The 17,255-nt window shown below is 72.2% G+C and carries 13 protein-coding genes; 3 read left to right on the top strand and 10 right to left on the bottom strand.

Features of this window, described 5'->3' with window-relative positions; all coding sequences use genetic code 11:
- Nucleotides 1-9: 9 nt before the first annotated feature.
- The 4 genes from ADY01_RS00245 to ADY01_RS00230 all read right to left on the bottom strand — a co-directional run bounded on the left by ADY01_RS00245 (nt 10) and on the right by ADY01_RS00230 (nt 2,944).
- A complete protein-coding gene (locus tag ADY01_RS00245) occupies nt 10-714 on the bottom strand; it encodes a ribonuclease HII (protein ID WP_049563879.1) in 705 nt (234 codons plus the stop codon).
- Nucleotides 715-727: 13 nt separating this feature from the next.
- Nucleotides 728-1,393 (bottom strand): histidine phosphatase family protein, encoded by a 666-nt coding sequence (locus ADY01_RS00240; protein ID WP_049563878.1) that lies wholly within the window; start codon nt 1,391-1,393, stop codon nt 728-730.
- Between the two features lie 57 nt (nt 1,394-1,450).
- A complete protein-coding gene (locus tag ADY01_RS00235; protein ID WP_049563829.1) occupies nt 1,451-2,059 on the bottom strand; it encodes a YdbC family protein in 609 nt (202 codons plus the stop codon).
- A gap of 120 nt (nt 2,060-2,179) precedes the next feature.
- Nucleotides 2,180-2,944 (bottom strand): SDR family oxidoreductase, encoded by a 765-nt coding sequence (locus tag ADY01_RS00230; protein ID WP_049563827.1) that lies wholly within the window; start codon nt 2,942-2,944, stop codon nt 2,180-2,182.
- Between the two features lie 172 nt (nt 2,945-3,116).
- On the opposite strand from ADY01_RS00230, the gene ADY01_RS00225 reads away from it, so the two are divergent.
- Nucleotides 3,117-4,250 (top strand): hypothetical protein, encoded by a 1,134-nt coding sequence (locus ADY01_RS00225; RefSeq protein ID WP_049563825.1) that lies wholly within the window; start codon nt 3,117-3,119, stop codon nt 4,248-4,250.
- Nucleotides 4,251-4,344: 94 nt separating this feature from the next.
- Here ADY01_RS00225 and ADY01_RS00220 read toward each other — a convergent pair whose 3' ends face one another.
- Both ADY01_RS00220 and nrdR read right to left on the bottom strand, forming a co-directional pair.
- Nucleotides 4,345-7,263 carry a vitamin B12-dependent ribonucleotide reductase gene (locus ADY01_RS00220; RefSeq protein ID WP_049563822.1) on the bottom strand — a complete coding sequence of 973 codons (2,919 nt, stop codon included), beginning with the start codon at nt 7,261-7,263 and terminating at the stop codon, nt 4,345-4,347.
- 149 nt (nt 7,264-7,412) lie between these two features.
- Nucleotides 7,413-7,898, bottom strand: coding sequence for a transcriptional regulator NrdR (gene nrdR / locus ADY01_RS00215; protein WP_049563820.1), 486 nt, complete (start codon nt 7,896-7,898; stop codon nt 7,413-7,415).
- Nucleotides 7,899-8,417: 519 nt separating this feature from the next.
- Here nrdR and lexA point away from each other — a divergent pair.
- Entirely contained in the window at nt 8,418-9,113 is a 696-nt protein-coding gene (gene lexA, locus ADY01_RS00210) for a transcriptional repressor LexA (protein WP_420715551.1), read from the top strand.
- Between the two features lie 20 nt (nt 9,114-9,133).
- Here the strand turns inward: lexA and ADY01_RS00205 are convergent, their stop codons facing one another.
- From ADY01_RS00205 to ADY01_RS00190, 4 genes are all read right to left on the bottom strand, one after another.
- The gene (locus ADY01_RS00205) at nt 9,134-11,131 is read right to left on the bottom strand and encodes an ATP-dependent DNA helicase (RefSeq protein WP_049563813.1); all 1,998 of its coding nucleotides are present in this window, start codon (nt 11,129-11,131) and stop codon (nt 9,134-9,136) included.
- An 82-nt stretch (nt 11,132-11,213) separates the two neighbouring features.
- Nucleotides 11,214-12,962 (bottom strand): IucA/IucC family protein, encoded by a 1,749-nt coding sequence (locus tag ADY01_RS00200; protein ID WP_049563810.1) that lies wholly within the window; start codon nt 12,960-12,962, stop codon nt 11,214-11,216.
- A gap of 42 nt (nt 12,963-13,004) precedes the next feature.
- A complete protein-coding gene (locus ADY01_RS00195) occupies nt 13,005-13,709 on the bottom strand; it encodes a GNAT family N-acetyltransferase (RefSeq protein WP_049563808.1) in 705 nt (234 codons plus the stop codon).
- Nucleotides 13,696-15,663 (bottom strand): IucA/IucC family protein, encoded by a 1,968-nt coding sequence (locus ADY01_RS00190; RefSeq protein ID WP_049563806.1) that lies wholly within the window; start codon nt 15,661-15,663, stop codon nt 13,696-13,698. The genes ADY01_RS00195 and ADY01_RS00190 overlap by 14 nt, the downstream gene beginning before the upstream one ends.
- Nucleotides 15,664-16,021: 358 nt before the next feature.
- On the opposite strand from ADY01_RS00190, the gene ADY01_RS00185 reads away from it, so the two are divergent.
- Complete coding sequence (locus tag ADY01_RS00185) at nt 16,022-17,233, top strand: trypsin-like serine peptidase (protein WP_049563805.1); 1,212 nt, start codon at nt 16,022-16,024, stop codon at nt 17,231-17,233.
- The last annotated feature ends 22 nt before the right edge of the window (nt 17,234-17,255 follow it).

The raw sequence follows: 17,255 nt of genomic DNA, 5'->3' as shown, positions 1-17,255 counted from the left end.
ATGTCCGGATCAGAACATGCCGAGCTGGCCGGCGTCCTCCAGGTTCTCGGACGCCAGGGCGTCACGGTGCGAGGGGAGCTTGAGGTGGCGCCAGCGCGGCAGCGCGTCGAGAAACGCCCAGGAGTGGCGGTGGTGCGGCGTGGGACCGTGATCCTCCAGCGCGGCCTTGTGCACGGGCGACGGATAGCCGACGTTGCTCTCGAACGCGTACGGCGGGTGTTCAGGGGCGAGTTCGGCAAGCATCGCGTCGCGGCGCACCTTGGCGATGACGGAGGCCGCGGCCACCGCGACGCACGACTGGTCGCCCTTGATGACCGTCCGCACGTGCCACGGCGATCCGAGGTAGTCGTGCTTGCCGTCCAGGATCACGGCGTCGGGGCGCTCCGGGAGCTGTTCGAGGGCCCGGCCCGCGGCGAGGCGCAGGGCGGCCGTCATACCGAGGGCGTCGATCTCCTGAGGGGAGGCGTGCCCCAGCGCGTACGACGTCACCCAGTCGTGGAGCACGTCCGCCAGGGCGGTTCTGCGCAGGGGAGTCAGCAGCTTGGAGTCGGTCAGGCCCTCGGGGGGACGGCGCAGTCCGGTGACGGCGGCGCACACGGTGACCGGACCGGCCCAGGCGCCGCGGCCGACCTCGTCGACCCCGGCCACGACCCGCGCTCCGGTGAGCGCGCGAACGGACCGCTCGACACGGTGAGTAGGAGGCTCGTACGGCATGACGGCGTCCACCCTATGTGCACCACCCGTCGAAGGGCCGCTCGGGTGTGTGCCAGTGCTCGAAGGGCCGGTCCAAGTGGTAGCGGCCCTCGCGGCCCAGCAGCAGTTCGCGGGTCTCGCCATTGCCCGGGTTGGACAGCGACTCGAACTCCGGGACGGTCCAGTGCAGCCAGCGCATGCAGAACAGGCGCATCGTCAGCCCGTGGGTCACCAGCAGCACATTCGGCGGGTGGTCGGGCTCCTCGAAGCTGCGCCACAGACTCTCCAGGAACGCCCCCACCCGGTCGTAGACATCGGCGCCCGACTCTCCCTGGGCGAAGCGGTAGAAGAAGTGGCCATAGGCGTCCCGCGCCTGCTTCTGCCGCTGGACGTCCTCGCGGTCCTGCCAATTGCCCCAGTCCTGCTCGCGCAGGCGCGGCTCCTCCCGCACCCGCACCCGGGCGGGGTCGAGGCGGAGCGCGCGGAAGGTCTGGTGGGTGCGCTGGTAGGGAGAGACATAGGCGGACACCCGCTCCTCGCCGAAGACCGCCCGCAGGCGCTCGCCCGCGACCTCCGCCTGCTTTCTGCCCTTCTCCGTCAGCGCCAGAGCATGGTCGGGGACGCGTTCGTAGACGGCGTCGTCGTGGTTCCCCTGGGACTCCCCGTGCCGGAGGAGGACGATGCGCCGAGGTCGTGCCATGGCCATCAGCCTAATTCGACGGCGGGCGGCCCGCCGGTCCGTCCACGTGGTGAGGGCTCAGACCGTCCACGACGGCTCCATGTCGATGACATCCCCGGCTATCGCCGCGAGATCCGCTCCCATCTGGGCCCGCAGGGCCAGGCGCTCCACCCGCTCGGTGCGGTACTTGGCACGTTCGGCGGCGGAATCCCACATGGACAGCACGAGGAACTCGCTCTCCGGCTCCGCCTCGGCGAAGACGCCCCGGAGCATGCCGGGCGAGCCCGCCATCGCCGGGTTCCAGACCTTCTCCTGCATGAGGGCGAAGTGCTCGGCGCGGTCCTTGTGGACGCGGCAGTGTGCCACCCGCAGCAGGTTCGCCTCGGTGAACCGTGGCTCGAAGCCCATCTTCACGTCGAAGCGGTACTGGAAGAGCCGCACGCGCATGTCCTGGTATGTGCCGTTCTGCGCCGCCGCGAGGCGGTCGTGGGAACGGGCCATGAACGAGTCGTAGAACGCCCGGCTCTCCCAGAATCCGAACAGATGCGCGACGCCGGGCCTGGAGCGGCTCCATCCGCCGCCCTGCGCCCGGAACCCGGGCTCGCCGGGCAGCCCCGCCCACTTCCGCTGCCCCCGCTCGAATCCCGCTCGATCGAGCACGGCGCACCGCATCCACTTGACCAGCACCGCGCCATCGTACGGCCATCCCCGGCACGGGAGGCACGAGATCGCCGATCACGCCCGCCCGTTCCCGGCGAGGGCTCCAACGCCTCCACACCGGCGCCCCGTTCGCCTCACCGGACGCTCTCAGGCGGCCACATACTCCGCGAAACCGACCCGGCCCACGGCATGGTCGGGCGCGAGCAGCGCGCCGTCGCGCACCGCACGGAACGCCTTACCCGGCAGCCTGACCCCCACCACCGGCCGCCGCAGCCCCCCGGCCCGCCCCCCCGTCCGCGTCAGCTCTCTCGCCGTCCTGATCTCGGGACCGGCCATGTCCTCGGCCCGGCCCACCGGCTCACCCACCGCGAGCTCGACCAGCCGCTCCCCCACCTCCCGCTCCGCCACCGGCTGGAGCCGCACGCCACCGCCCAGCGTGACCACCACGGGAAGCCAGCGCTGCGCCGCCACCACCCGCGTGATCAGCCCATGGAACTGGGTGGTCCGCAGCACGGTCCAGGGCAGCCCCGACTCTTCCACGATCCGCTCGCACGCCAGCTTCGCCCGGAACAACGGCAGGCCCGGCGCGCGGTCGGCGCCGACGATCGAGAGGGAGACCAGGTGCGGTTCTCCCGCCCGGAGCGCCGCCTCGGTCAGCCGCCGCGTCAGCGCCACATCGACGCGCCCGCCCCCCGTGGCGCAGTGCACCACCACGTCGACACCGGCCAGCGCCTCGGGCAGACCTTCGCCCGTCCGCAGATCCCCCCGGCGCCACTCGACCGGCGAGCGTCCGATGTCCGGCCGCTCCCGACGGCTGAACACCCGCACCTCATGCTCGTCCTCCAGCAGCCTGCGCACCACCTCGCGGCCCACCGTTCCAGAGCCGCCGGTCACCAGGATCACGCTCCGCATGGCCCACCACCTTCCACCTCCCCCATCGTCACCGAACGACGCAGAGCGCGCAGGGCGAGCATGCGCGCCCCTCCACGTACAACCGGCCCGCGAGGTGGCGAGTCTTCCTCCACACGGGGGCGCCGCGAGGCAGACCCCTTTCCGGCCCAATGTCGCGCAGGGAAGGACCAGCATGAGCAAGCGATCACTCCTGAGGATCGCCCTACCGATACTCGTCACGGCCACCACCGCCTTACTCGCGCCGACGGCGTCGGCCGCCCCCGGCCCCGACGCCACCGGTGGACACCCCGGCTGGGCAACCGCCTCGGCCGGCCGGCTGACCTGGGGCTCCTCCATGAGCTCGGTCACGGCCGCGGGCCCGTTCGCGGCCTGGGCCGTGGGCAGCCAGACGAACGAGAACAGCAGCTCCGAGGGCGTCGTCCTCCGCTGGAACGGCTTCTCCTGGAACGAGGACCGAGCCCCCGGCCTGCCCGAGGCCACCAGCTGGCACTCGGTGAACGCCTCTTCCCCGCACGACGTCTGGGCCTATGGACGGAACGGCCAGGAGGAGCTGACCGCGCACTTCGACGGCCTGCGCTGGCGCCTCGTCGACCTCCCCGAGCTGCCGAACGCCGGCCACTACGGCAGCCGCGCCGAGATCGCCGCCGTCCACGGCGGTGCCTGGCTGGCCGGTGACCGCTGGATATCCACCTACCAGGACGGCCGGTGGGTGACCACCGACCTGGGCTCGGGCCACAACATCCTCGACCTCCAGGCCCTCTCCTCCCGCGACATCTGGGCCGTGGGCGGATCGGCCGACCTCGGCGAGCAGCTCCAGCCCGTGGTCAGGCACTGGGACGGCCGCGACTGGCACGACATGGCACCCCCGACCCCCGGGCTGCGCCCCGTCCATCTGTACGCCGAGTCGAGCGACGACGTGTGGCTGGTCGGCGACCTCGTCCCGTGGGGGGAGAACGGCCCCGAGTACCAGCTCTGGCACTGGGACGGCCGCGACTGGGAGCAGGTGGACGCGCCGCTCGACGAGCTCGCGCCCCGCGTGCTGCACGGCGACGGCCGCGGCGGCCTCTGGCTCACCGGCGACCCGGACGGCTTCGAGTCCCCGCCGTTCTACTGGCACTACGACGGCCACGACTGGGAGCGCGTCTCCGGCGAGCGCGTCGACGACGGCCAGACCCAGGCGTACAGCATCGCCGACCTGGCCCCCATCGGCCACACCGGCCGCCTCTGGGCCGTCGGCACCTACTCGCGCCTGGAGGGCGAGGGCAGGTCCAACAGCTACGAACTCATCCAGTACTCGGGACGGTAACCCCCTGGGGGACGCGGACGGCGGGGAACCCACTGGGAGTTCCCCGCCGTCCGCGTCCGTCGGCCGGGCGCCCGCCGCCCCGGACCGCGCCGTCTCAGCTGCAACCGCTGGTGGACCCGCAGCCCTCGCAGAGGTAGCAGCTGCCCGCGCGGCGCATCTTGGTGCCGCAGGACAGGCAGAGCGGGGCGTCGGCGTTCAGCCCGAGCTGCATCTCGGCCAGCTCCGTGGAGCTGTGCGCCTCCTTGGGCGCGGGGACCGCCGCCGCCGCGACCGGCGGAGCCACCTCGGGAGCGGGCGGCGGGGTGGGCGCGGCGTTCTGGAGCGGAGCCGACTGGGACAGACCCTCCACGTCCAGTTCCTCGTCCGTGGGCTCGTAGGACCCCGTCTCCAGGTGCCGCTGCCGCTCGGCCGCCGTGTGGATGCCGAGCGCCGACCTGGTCTCGAAGGGCAGGAAGTCCAGCGCCAGCCGCCGGAAGATGTAGTCCACGATGGACTGCGCCATCCGCACGTCCTGGTCGTCCGTCATCCCGGCCGGCTCGAAGCGCATGTTGGTGAACTTCGAGACGTACGTCTCCAGCGGCACGCCGTACTGGAGGCCCACCGACACCGCGATGGAGAAGGCGTCCATCATGCCCGCCAGGGTCGAACCCTGCTTGGACATCTTCAGGAAGACCTCGCCGAGACCGTCGTCCGGGTAGGAGTTGGCGGTCATGTAGCCCTCGGCGCCGCCCACGGTGAACGAGGTGGTGATGCCGGGACGGCCCTTGGGCAGCCGCTTGCGCACCGGCCGGTACTCCACGACCTTCTCGGGCTCGGCGGACACCACCGCGGCCCGCTCGCCGCCCCCCGCGACCCCGTTCACCGTGTCGGCCTTGTCCTGCTTCTTCGCCGACAGCGGCTGGCCGACCTTGCTGTTCTCCACGTAGACCGCGAGGGCCTTGATCCCCAGCTTCCAGCCCTGGAGGTAGATCCCCGCGACGTCGTCCACCGTGCTGGTGCTCGGCATGTTCACCGTCTTGGAGATCGCCCCGCTCAGGAACGGCTGGGCGGCGGCCATCATGCGCACATGGCCCATCGGCGCGATGGACCGGTCGCCCATGGCGCAGTCGAAGACCGTGTAGTGCTCGCGCCTCAGGCCCGGGGCGTCCACCACGTTCCCGTGGTCGGCGATGTGCGCCACGATCGCCTCGACCTGCTCCGGCTGGTAGCCCAGCCGCTTGAGCGCCTTGGGGACCGTGTTGTTCACGATCTGCATCGACCCGCCGCCGACCAGCTTCTTGAACTTCACCAGCGCCAGGTCCGGCTCGATGCCCGTGGTGTCGCAGTCCATCATCAGGCCGATGGTCCCGGTCGGGGCCAGCACCGACGCCTGGGCATTGCGGAAACCGTTCTTCTTCCCGAGGCGGATCACGTCCTGCCACGCCTCGGTCGCCGCCGCCCAGACCGGGGTGTCCAGGTCGTCCATGCGCTTGGCCTCGGCGTTGGCGTCGGAGTGCTGGCGCATGACGCGGTTGTGCGCGTCCGCGTTGCGCGCGTACCCGTCGTACGGGCCGACCACGGCCGCGAGCTCCGCCGAGCGACGGTAGGAGGTACCGGTCATCAGCGAGGTGATCGCCCCGGCCAGCGCCCTGCCGCCGTCCGAGTCGTAGGCGTGACCGGTCGCCATCAGCAGCGCACCCAGGTTCGCGTAGCCGATGCCCAGCTGCCTGAACGCCCGCGTCGTCTCGCCGATCTTCCGGGTCGGGAAGTCGGCGAAGCAGATGGAGATGTCCATCGCCGTGATGACCAGCTCGACGACCTGCGCGAAACGCGTCGCGTCGAACGCCTGGTTCCCGCGGTCGTCGTCGCTGAGGAACTTCATCAGGTTCAGCGAGGCGAGGTTGCAGGAGGAGTTGTCCAGGTGCATGTACTCGCTGCACGGGTTCGAGGCGCTGATGCGCCCCGACTCGGGCGAGGTGTGCCAGTGGTTGATGACGTCGTCGTACTGGATGCCCGGGTCGGCGCAGGCGTGCGCCGCCTCCGCCATCTTGCGGAACAGCGCGGCGGCGTCGACCTCCTCGATGATCTCGCCGGTCTGGCGCGCCCGCAGCCCGAACTTCTCGCCCGCCTCGACCGCCCGCATGAAGTCGTCGGTGACCCGCACCGAGTTGTTCGCGTTCTGGTACTGGACCGACGTGATGTCGTCGCCGCCCAGGTCCATGTCGAAGCCCGCGTCGCGCAGCGCGCGGATCTTCTCCTCTTCCTTGACCTTGGTCTCGATGAACGCCTCGACATCGGGGTGGTCCACGTCCAGCACGACCATCTTGGCCGCGCGCCGGGTGGCGCCGCCCGACTTGATGGTCCCGGCCGAGGCGTCCGCGCCGCGCATGAACGACACGGGGCCCGACGCGTTCCCCCCGGAGGACAGAAGCTCCTTCGAGGAGCGGATCCGCGACAGGTTCAGCCCCGCGCCCGAACCTCCCTTGAAGATCATCCCCTCTTCCTTGTACCAGTCGAGAATCGACTCCATCGAGTCGTCGACGGACAGGATGAAACAGGCGCTGACCTGCTGGGGCTGCGCGGTCCCGACGTTGAACCAGACCGGCGAGTTGAAGCTGAAGATCTGGTGCAGCAGGGCGTGCGCCAGCTCGTGCTCGAAGATCTCGGCGTCCTCCGGTCCGGCGAAGTAGCCGAACTCCTCGCCCGCGCCCCGGTAGGACTTCACCACCCGGTCGATGAGCTGCTTGAGGCTGACCTCCCGCTGCGGCGTGCCGACGGCGCCGCGGAAGTACTTGCTCGTCACGATGTTGACCGCGTTCACCGACCAGAAGTCGGGGAACTCGACGCCACGCTGCTCGAAGTTGATCGAGCCGTCACGCCAGTTGGTCATGACGACGTCACGTCGCTCCCACACCACCGCGTCGTAGGGATGCACGCCGGGGGTGGTGTGGATGCGCTCGATCCGCAAGCCCTTGCTTCCCTTGCCACCCTTGGCGCGGGAACCACGTGCCGGGCCGCTCGTCGTCTCAGTCATTCCGCCTCCCTGTACCGGGCATAACGCCCTGGTGCGGCCAGGTGCGACCCTGGCCACGCGTTCCGTTGTTCTGAAATGACCGCAACGCGACGATGCGCTCCGGTCAGGTCTGTGTCGGCTCGGGCCCCGTGGGACCTGCCGGGTCCGGCTCAGCCGACGACGGGTGGTCGCGCCTGCTCGGGCGCGTCGGGGAACCCCTCGCGCAGCTCGGCGACGGCGGCCTCGAAGTCCTCGAGCGAGTCGAAGGCGCGGTAGACGGACGCGAAGCGCAGATAGGCCACCAGGTCCAGCTCGCGGAGCGGCCCGAGTATGGCGAGGCCCACGTCGTGGGTGGAGAGCTCGGCGCTGCCGGTGGCGCGCACGGCCTCCTCCACCCGCTGGCCCAGCTGGGCGAGGGCGTCCTCGGTGACGGGACGCCCCTGGCACGCCTTGCGCACCCCGGCGATCACCTTGTCCCGGCTGAACGGCTCGGTGACACCGCTGCGCTTGATCACCATGAGCGAGGCCGTCTCCACCGTGGTGAAGCGGCGGGAGCAGCTCGGGCACTGCCGACGGCGGCGGATCATGGTGCCGTCGTCCGCGGTACGGCTGTCAACGACACGGCTGTCGGGGTGTCGGCAGAAGGGGCAGTGCATCGGCTCGCTCCCTTCCGGCGCTCGTCCCTACATGTCACGCAGCGTGACGACACCCCGCCGACGGCGCGGTGACACCGCTCCGACGAGCCGCGGGTGCGGACCCGTCGTCGCGCTTCCCAGCATAAGCGATTCCGGCCGCCCATGAGGCCCTCGACCACAATTTGTGGGGAGCTGCCAGAGAGCAGACCACTAGATCTGGGGTTTGCCTGTCAACATCATCGGCGCGCGTGTCGCGTGGTGACAACGGAGACCCGGGCGACGGCGAGGAAGGGACGCATGGGAGGCTACCGCACGGGCGGTCACGCTTCGCGGCCGGGGAGGGGCATAAAATCACGCTTCATACACCGGGCCCCTGGATCACGCAGGTGGATCCGGGATATTTCACTCGAACGTGTGTTTGGCGCAACCTTTCGATAGCAACTACCGTTGTCAGACTAGGGAGAACCACCTGAGAAGGGGCCAACATTGACCACCGCAGCAGACGACGCCATCACCGCCGCTGAGCGCCGCCAGGACCGGATGGGTGCGCCAGGAGCCACACCCGGCCGTTCGCTGCCGGGGCGACCTCCGGGGATCCGGGCGGACAGTTCGGGGCTCACGGACCGCCAGCGGCGCGTCATCGAGGTCATCCGCGACTCGGTGCAGCGGCGCGGGTACCCCCCCTCCATGCGGGAGATCGGCCAAGCGGTCGGTCTGTCGAGCACCTCCTCCGTGGCCCACCAGCTGATGGCCCTGGAGCGCAAGGGCTTCCTCAGGCGCGACCCGCACCGGCCCCGCGCCTACGAGGTGCGCGGCGCCGAGACGCCCGCGCCCCAGGCCGCGGACACCGCGGGCAAGCCCGCCGCCTCCTATGTGCCGCTGCTGGGCCGGATCGCCGCCGGTGGCCCCATCCTGGCCGAGGAGTCGGTCGAGGACGTCTTCCCGCTCCCCCGCCAGCTGGTCGGTGACGGCGAGCTCTTCGTGCTGAAGGTCGTCGGCGACTCCATGATCGAGGCCGCGATCTGCGACGGGGACTGGGTGACCGTCCGGCGCCAGCCCGTCGCGGAGAACGGGGACATCGTCGCCGCCATGCTCGACGGCGAGGCGACGGTCAAGCGCTTCAAGCGCGAGGAGGGCCAGGTCTGGCTCCTCCCGCACAACGCGTCCTACCAGCCGATCCCCGGCGACGAGGCCACCATCCTCGGCAAGGTCGTCGCCGTCATGCGGCGCATCTGACGCCTCCGGGAGCCCGCCGGCTACGACGCGGCGGCGGACCGCGCTGCCGCGTCGATCGCTGCGAGTGAGCGACGCACCTGGTTGCGGTCGGTGGTGTACCAGAAGTCGGGCATGGAGGCGCGGAGGAAGCTGCCGTACCGCGCCTTCGCCAGTCGGGGATCCAGCACCGCGACCACGCCGCGGTCCTCCGTCGCCCGCACCAGCCGACCCGCGCCCTGCGCCATCAGCAGGGCCGCATGCGTGGCGGCCACCGCCATGAACCCGTTCCCCCCGGCTTCCTCCACCGCCTTCTGCCGCGCGCTGACCAGCGGATCGTCCGGCCTCGGGAAAGGGACCCGGTCCATCACGACCAGCTGGCAGTTGGGGCCCGGCACATCCACGCCCTGCCACAGCGAGAGCGTGCCGAACAGGCAGGTCCGCGCGTCGCCCGCGAACGTCCTGATCAGCTCGCCCAACGTCTCCTCGCCCTGGAGCAGGATCGGCATGTCCAGCCGACCGCGCAGCGCCTCGGCCGCGGCCTGCGCGCCGCGCATCGAGGAGAACAGCCCCAGCGTGCGCCCGCCCGCGGCCTCCACCAGCTCCGCCAGCTCGTCCAGCATGTCACCGCGGCTGCTCTCCCTGCCGGGTGGCGACAGATGCTGCGCGACATAGAGAATGCCCTGCTTGCGGTAGTCGAACGGCGAGCCCACGTCCAGGCCCTTCCACTCGGGCAGCTCCTCGCCGTGCTCCCCCTCCGGCGCGAGGCCCAGGGAGGCCCCGACCCCGTTGAAGTCACCGCCGAGTTTGAGCGTCGCCGAGGTCAGCACCACCGAGCGGTCCACGAAGAGCTTCTCCCGCAGCAGCCCCGAGACGGAGAGCGGCGCGACCCGCAGCGAGGCGCCGTACCGGTCGTGCCGCTCGCACCAGACCACGTCGAACTCGGAGCCCTGCACGATCCGCTCGGCCACGTCCTGCACCGTCTCCACGGAGGCCAGCGCCTGCTTCCGCACCGCGTCCTCGTCGCCCACGGAGGAATCCCGCGTGTTCCCCAGAGCCGTGAACGTGGCCCGCGCCGCGTCCCGCAGCGCCGCCAGCGCGTACCCCAGGTCCTCGGGGAGCTCCTCGAGACGCCCCGGCAGGGCCAGTTCCATCAGACGCTCGAACGTCTCGGCCGCCGTCTGGAGCTGGTCCGCCGTCTTCTCGTCGATGATCTTCGCGGCCCGCCGGACGGCCCGGTTCACCCCGCCGGGCGTCAGCTCGCCGGTGGCCACTCCGGTGACGCGGGAGACCAGTTCATGGGCCTCGTCCACGATCAGCACCTCGTGCCCGGGGAGCACCGGCGCGCCCTCGATGGCGTCGATGGCCAGCAGCGCGTGGTTGGTGACGATCACCTCGGCCAGCTTGGCCCGCTCCCTGGCGGCCTCCGCGAAGCACTCGGCCCCGTAGGTGCACCGGGTCGCGCCCAGGCACTCGCGCGAGGAGACCGACACCTGCGACCAGGCCCGGTCGGAGACGCCGGGCGTCAGGTCGTCGCGGTCCCCGGTCTCCGTCCCGTCCGACCACTCGCGCAGCCGCAGCAGGTCCTTGCCCAGCCTGCTGGTCGGCCCGCCGGCGGCCTGCGCCGCCTCGAACTGGTCGAAGAGACCCTCCTCGTCGTCCTGCGGGACGCCCTCGTGGAGCCGGTGGAGACACACGTAGTTCGACCGGCCCTTGAGCGTCGCGAACTCGGGGCGGCGGCGCAGCAGCGGATGCAGGGCCTCCACGGTGCGCGGCAGGTCCCGCTCGACCAGCTGCCGTTGCAGGGCGAGCGTGGCCGTGGCGACGATCACCCGGTCCCCCTGGGCGATGGCGGGGACCAGATAGCCGAGCGACTTGCCGGTGCCGGTGCCGGCCTGGATCAGCAGGTGCGTGCCGTCCTCGACGGCCCCCGCGACGGCCTCCGCCATCGCGACCTGGCCGGGCCGCTCGGTGCCTCCCACGGCGGTGACCGCGGCGTGCAGCAGATCGGTGAGGGTGGGGTCCTCGGATGTGGCAGTCATAGGCAGGTCACCTTAGCCGCCCCCTCCGACAACGGGCGACGCCAGCTCGGGCGACGGACGGCGCCCGGCCGGGCGCGCCGGGTCACGACGCGTGCAGCGGGTTGGCGACCGTGCCGTGGACCGCGGCGTGCGGGCGCCGCGCGCGGTCCCGGTACCCGTCGAGGTGCAGCCGGTTGCGGTTGAGGCAGAGCCGCTCGATGCGCGGCGTGAGCAGGTCGAACGTCTCGAAGCGGCTCCGCAGCTCCGGGAAACGCCGCTGGTGGGCGAGGATCTCCGCCCTGACGAGTGACCAGAAGTCGGCCTCGGGCACTCCCAGCTGCTCCTCGCACAGCGGTGCGAGGTAGCGGAAGACGCCCACGAACAGGCCCGAGTGGATGAACTGCGTCAGGAATCCCGGCGGTTCCGTCAGCAGCACGCGCCGCACCTGGGCGGGGATGGAGTCGAGTTCGGGCAGCGGCTCGGCGCTGAGGTTCACGTCGTCGACGAAGTCCTTGACCGCGAGCCGGACGGGAATGTCGCGCTCGTCGAAGACCACCAGCGCGTTCTCCCCGTGCGGCGAGAAGACCGTTCCGTACCGGTAGAGGAAGTGCAGCAACGGCGGCAGCAGCGCGGCGAACAGGCGGCGCAGCCAGGCGTGCGCCGGGAGCTTCGAGCGGCGGACCAGCTCGGCCGTCAGCGAGCGCCCGTCCCGGTCGGTGGACAGCAGCGCGGCCAGGGTGCGCGCGCGTTCCCCCGGGTCGAGGAAGGGGTTGATGGACTCGCGCCAGATGCAGCCGAGCAGTTCGCGGTACTGGTAGGGGACGTCGGGCAGCCGGTCGTAGAGCGGGTGCTCGACGGTGACGGAGGCGACCTCGCCGAGCAGGATGACGCGGGTGTCTTCGGCGAGGAACGGGTCGGCGTCGCGGACGGCGTGCATCCAGCCGGTCACGGCCGGGGCCGCCAGGGTGCGTTCGGTGGGGAGGCCGCGAAAGACCAGGGTGTTGAGGATGGAGAGCGGCAGCTTGACGCTGCGGGCCTCGGGTCTGGAGGCGTTGAGGAAGGTACGGATCGACTGCTGCGGCAGCCGCAGGTCCCCGTCCGAGGGGAGCGGGACGATCAGGCCGGCGGCTATCTGGGGCGCGTAGAGCGGGGCTATGGTCTCGTCCCACTGCCAGGGGTGGACCGGCAGCCACAGGTAGGCGGAGGGGTCCTGGCCGCGGGCGGCGATGGCGCGGGCGTAGATCTCGCGCGTCTCCGCGCTGAGCTCGTCGTCGTAGAGCCGGGCCGGGGTGGCCAGGTCGGCGGTGCCGCGGTAACGGGCGAGCTCGCGGTGGACGGCGAGCCAGGGAAGCGGCTGGGGCGTCCGCGCCTCGGGGGCCCAGCGGGCGGCGTCGGCCGCGGAGAACCCGATGCGCCCCTTGTTGGCGACGAGCCAGGGGTGGCCGGTCTGGTGGCCCTCCAGCTCGGCGTGGTCGAGGTCGGCCAGCCGCTCGACGTCGAGGGCCCCGGCGGCGAGCCCGACGTCCGCGCTGAGGGTGGCGGTGAGTTCGCGGATGAGGTGGCCCGTGGTGTCGCCGGAGAGGGCGAGCAGCGCGTCGTGGGCGCGGGCGATGAATTCCAGTGGGTCGGCGGTCGGGACGATCGACCGCGGGTCTATCCGCCAGTGGCCATAGGCGCCCCGGCGGGCGCGGAAGCGGTAGACCAGGTCCTCGGCGACGGGCAGGTGGTAGGCGCCGGCGGGCGAGCCGTCCGGTCTGGGCGTGATGACGCCCTCATAGGCGAACTCGGCGAGCAGCTTCGCCAGCATGCGGCGGGCGGCACGGTTCCAGTCGGACTCGGGGCTGACGGGCATGAGGACTCCTCGGTGGGACAGGGAGGGTGAACGGGCGGGGGCTCAGCGGGTTCTGATCATGATCGCGGCGCGCTTGTCCGGGAGGTCGACCTCGCCGGTGTTCTCGAAGCCCGCGGCCTCGAACGTCGCGACGGAGGCGGCGTTGCGCACATCGGGCTCGCCGACGAGCCGCCGGCAGGAGGAGCGGTTCCGCAGCACCAGCTCGGTGACGCCCCGGAGCAGCGCCGCGCCCAGGCCCCGCCCCCTGTCCTCGGCGCTGCCGATGAGGAGGTGGACGCCGGTGTCGTGGAGCAGCGACGGGTAGTGGAAGGCGACGGGGTCGAGGTCGGCGCGGTAGAGCTCCCAGTAGCTCATGGGCAGCCCGTCCAGGACGCCGAGGCAGGGCAGGCTCCGCCCGTCGCCGTCGAGCTGCCTCCTGACGTGCTCGGCGGTGCGCCGGGGGGACCCGGCCAGCATCCAGAACAGCGCCACGTCGGCGTCGTTCATCCATGTGGAGATCAGCGCGAGGTCCCGGTCGAGGCAGACCGGCACGAGCTGGAAGATGCCGACGCCGGTGCGGAGGGGGCCCCAGGCCGGCACGTTGTCCAGCAGGCGCGTGGCCAGGGGCCCGCCGTCCATGTCCATGGCGTAGTCCACAGGCGCGCCGGCGAGGTCGGGCGGCAGGTCGAGGTCGGCGGTGTCCGGTCCGTCGTCGCTGCCGGGGCCGTCGGCGACGCCCGCGCCGCGGCCGGTGTCAGGGGCGGTCATGGTGGCTCCCCGGGGTGGAAGGGGCTGGGTGGGCGAACGGGTTGGGGATCGAGACGTAGACCGACTGGCCGTCGACCGGGCCGACCAGCTCGTCCAGGCCGTTCAGGCGGGTCAGCAGGTTGGCCTTGCAGGGCAGCGCGTCCGCCTCCAGCAGCCGCGTGACCAGCGGGGAGAGCGGCCCGCGGCCCGCCGCGCGGGCCTCCTCCGCGAGGAAGCCGCGCGCCACGGCCAGCAGCGCCGTCTCGTCGGCGAGCCGCTGGGCGCCGAACGCGCCGATGAGACCGAGCACGTTGTTGATGCCCAGGTAGTAGGCGAAGCGCTCGTCGGTGACCTCGTCGCCGACGAAGGTGTCGGAGCGGTCCCCCAGTCCCGGCAGCCGCCGCCTGAGCGCGTCGCGGTGGGAGGCCCTGAAGTAGTAGCCCTGATTGTCCCGGAACCGGCCGCCGGTGGGCCAGCCCTCGCGGTCGAGCACGACGAGCGTGTTCTGCTGGTGGGCCTCCAGCGCGATGCCGGCGTGGGCGTCGAGCCACAGCAACGGGCTGACGACCGCGCGCAGATAACGCAGCAGCCACTCGCCGGAGACGGCCGGGATCTCCTGGCCGCTCCTGGCGGCGAGCGCGGACACCACGTCGGCGAGCCGCGAGCGCAGCTCCCGCTCGGGGCGGCCGGGCCAGGGCCGGGGCCCGGTCAGCGCCGCCAGGCACAGCACGTCGTCGTGGGCGCCGAACGGGCTCTGCCGCAGCAGGGTGTCGAGCCCCGGCACGGGGAGCCCCTCGGCGTCGTCGACCGCGAGCCAGGCGGGGTCCCTGACGATGTCGAACCCGCGCCCCGAGGGAAAGGCCGCGCGCCACTCGCGGGCCAGGCCCGCTTCGAGCAGGCGGTGCACCTCGACGCCGCGGTGCAGCTCCTTGCGGAGGTTCTCCCGGCGGGAGTTGGTGATGGGCAGGCCGAGCGAGAGCTTCAGCATGGCGGGCGCGCCCGGCCGGTGGACCGTGCGGACCGAGGAGGTCGGGTGCCAGAGGTCCCCGTGCTCGCCCAGGTCGTGCAGCAGCCCGGCGTCCAGCAGGGCGGCGACCGCGGGCCGGTGCACCACGTCCCCGGCCTGCCAGGGGTGGAGCGGCAGCGCCGCCGTGCCGGGGGGCAGCGCGAGCCCGGGTCCGGCGAGCCTGGCGGTGAGCACCTCGGCGGGCACCGTCGCGCCGTTCTCCGACCAGGCGGAGTCGGTGGCGAGGACGGACCGGTCCACCGCCAGCCAGTGCAGCCGGAACCGGCCGCGCAGCTCGGGCGAGCAGCGGTCGGCCTCGGTGCCCGCGAGGCCCTCGCGGCTCTTGGGCGTGGGGTGCAGCGGGTGGCCGAGGAGGAGGGACTGCTCGGCGTCGAGGAAGAGGTGGCCGTGCGCCGCCGGGCCCGGGTCGGCGCGCCACGCGGCGAGGAAGGCGGCGGTCCTGCCCACGGAGTCGGCCACCCGGCCGACCAGCGCGGTGGCCTCGGCCGTCTCCCCGGCGGGGTCCTGGCCGGTCGCGGCCTCGCGGGCGAGCAACGCGGCGAGCGTGACGGCGTCCACCGGCCGCCCCCCGGCCGGCGCCCCGTCGAGGGCGACGGCGCCGAACCGGTGCAAGCCGGTCGCCGACCAGTACCGCACGGGGACGCACAGCGCGGTGCCTGAGGCGGGCAGCGGCACGCGCAGCACGCCGTCGGCGGGGCGCGTGGCGCCAGTCTCGCGCAGCCAGCAGCGCAGCAGGCCCTCGACCGCGGCGGCGTCGGCGGCCGACCCGGCGTCCCGCTGCTCCAGCGGGTCGGCGGTCTCCAGCGCGGCGCTCGCGGAGGCCGCGGCCGTCGTCCCGTGGGGGTGGGCCCGCCTCGGCGCGGGCGGTTCCATGAGGCGGGCGAGCCGGCGGCGGACCGGCACGCGCTCACGGGAGGGGCTGCGTTCGGGACGGGGGCGTGCGTTCATCCGTGTGTGGCGCGCCGGCTCGGCACGGACCGAACGGCACTGCCTCCTCCTTCAGGACATGTCGGTTCGTGACGTATGTCGACACCGTGGTGACAGGGCCGCAGTGACAACGCCGTGGTGACAACGCCGCGGGACGAGGCCGTGGCGTTCCTCCATCCGTGGTAACGACGGCGCGACCTCCCGATCACGGCCCGCGACAAGATCCTTTGCTCGGGCACCCACTTCGGACGCGGGCGGAACCGGGGACCCGGCTGCCGCCGTCCAGATCAGCACCGGCATAGTGGTGGTCACCTTCCGTGCCGGGGCACCGCACGGCACCACGATGGACAACTCGGCAACACACAGGGGGAATGCACCCATGTCATCGATACGCAGGCGACCGCGTCGCCGCGTCGCCTTGGCAGCCACGGCGATGGCCGCCGCCTTGGCGCTGACGGCGACCGCATGCAATGGCGACGAAGAATCGGGCGAGGGGGCCACGCCGAGCGAGGACGCGAGCGCCGGGGACGACCAGCTCCAGGACCTCATCGACAACCTGCCGTTCGACTTCGACATGGAAGCCTGGCTGGACGGCGGCTGGGAGAACTGGGACCGGGACACCTGGATGCGCGAGATCGGGGAGTACGTCAACCCGATCATCGAGGGGCTGTGGGACCCGGACCGCATGGAGGACGCCGAGGACCCCGACCCGTCCATCGACGAGGACCAGATCGAGGAGGACCCCAACCCTCCGGAGGTCGACAGTCCCGAGGGCGACCGGGGCATCACCGACCCCGAGCCGGCCCCGGTCGAGGCGGAGCCCGTGGCCACGCCCTACACGGAGAACGGCGCGCCGATCGGCAAGGTCTTCTTCGACAGCCCCGAGGGCCCGATGGTCTGCTCCGGCACGGTGGTGAAGGACCCCGCCCGCCCCGGTCAGTCGAACCTGGTGGCCACCGCCGGTCACTGCGTGCACGCGGGCGCGGGTGGCGGCTGGTACCGCAACCTGAGCTTCGTCCCCGCCTACAACAACAACGGCATGACGGCCGAGGAGCTCGCGGCGGCGGCGCCCGAAGAGGTGGCGCCGTACGGGGTGTACTGGGCTGAGTACGTCTCCACCACGCAGTACTGGATCGACAACGGCACCGACTCGGGCGGCAGCGGCGCGCACGGCGACTTCGCGGTCTTCTCGGTCCAGCCCGAGGACGGCAGCGGCGCCTCGCTCGAGGAGACGGTGGGCGCCGCGCTCGACGTCAGCTTCGACGCCCCGGCGGTCTCCGACCTCGGCGCGGTCACGCTGTACGGCTTCCCCGCCGCCCCGCCCTACGACGGCGCCGCCATGTACATGTGCGTCGACTACCCGGGCCGGCTGTCGATGGACGCCACCATGCCGGTCATGTACTGGGCGGGCTGCACGATGACGGGCGGCTCCTCGGGCGGCCCCTGGCTGCGCACCAACGAGGCGGGCGAGCCGGAGCTGATCTCGGTCAACTCCATCGGCCCGCTGGAGAGCACCTGGCTGGCGGGTCCGCGACTCGACGTCGAGGCCCAGGGCGTGTACGACCACGTCAGCTCGACCATGACCGGCTGAGTCCGGACGCGACGGCGGGGCA

Origin of the sequence: Streptomyces sp. SBT349, from assembly GCF_001083795.1 — a bacterium.
Lineage (GTDB): Bacteria > Actinomycetota > Actinomycetes > Streptomycetales > Streptomycetaceae > Streptomyces.
Note: the sequence above shows the minus strand (reverse complement) of the source record. Positions and strands in the feature narration are given on the sequence as shown.

Bases quoted from the DNA above. Each gene is read 5' to 3' on its own strand.
- ADY01_RS00200 (WP_049563810.1), bottom strand. From the start codon at position 12,962: ATGCCCGTCAGCCCCGAGTCCGACTGGAACCGTGCCGCCCGCCGCATG.
- ADY01_RS00205 (WP_049563813.1), bottom strand. From the start codon at position 11,131: ATGACTGCCACATCCGAGGACCCCACCCTCACCGATCTGCTGCACGCC.
- lexA (WP_420715551.1), top strand. From the start codon at position 8,418: ATGGGTGCGCCAGGAGCCACACCCGGCCGTTCGCTGCCGGGGCGACCT.
- ADY01_RS00185 (WP_049563805.1), top strand. From the start codon at position 16,022: ATGTCATCGATACGCAGGCGACCGCGTCGCCGCGTCGCCTTGGCAGCC.
- ADY01_RS00240 (WP_049563878.1), bottom strand. From the start codon at position 1,393: ATGGCACGACCTCGGCGCATCGTCCTCCTCCGGCACGGGGAGTCCCAG.
- ADY01_RS00190 (WP_049563806.1), bottom strand. From the start codon at position 15,663: ATGAACGCACGCCCCCGTCCCGAACGCAGCCCCTCCCGTGAGCGCGTG.
- ADY01_RS00195 (WP_049563808.1), bottom strand. From the start codon at position 13,709: ATGACCGCCCCTGACACCGGCCGCGGCGCGGGCGTCGCCGACGGCCCC.
- ADY01_RS00245 (WP_049563879.1), bottom strand. From the start codon at position 714: ATGCCGTACGAGCCTCCTACTCACCGTGTCGAGCGGTCCGTTCGCGCG.
- ADY01_RS00225 (WP_049563825.1), top strand. From the start codon at position 3,117: ATGAGCAAGCGATCACTCCTGAGGATCGCCCTACCGATACTCGTCACG.
- ADY01_RS00220 (WP_049563822.1), bottom strand. From the start codon at position 7,263: ATGACTGAGACGACGAGCGGCCCGGCACGTGGTTCCCGCGCCAAGGGT.
- nrdR (WP_049563820.1), bottom strand. From the start codon at position 7,898: ATGCACTGCCCCTTCTGCCGACACCCCGACAGCCGTGTCGTTGACAGC.
- ADY01_RS00230 (WP_049563827.1), bottom strand. From the start codon at position 2,944: ATGCGGAGCGTGATCCTGGTGACCGGCGGCTCTGGAACGGTGGGCCGC.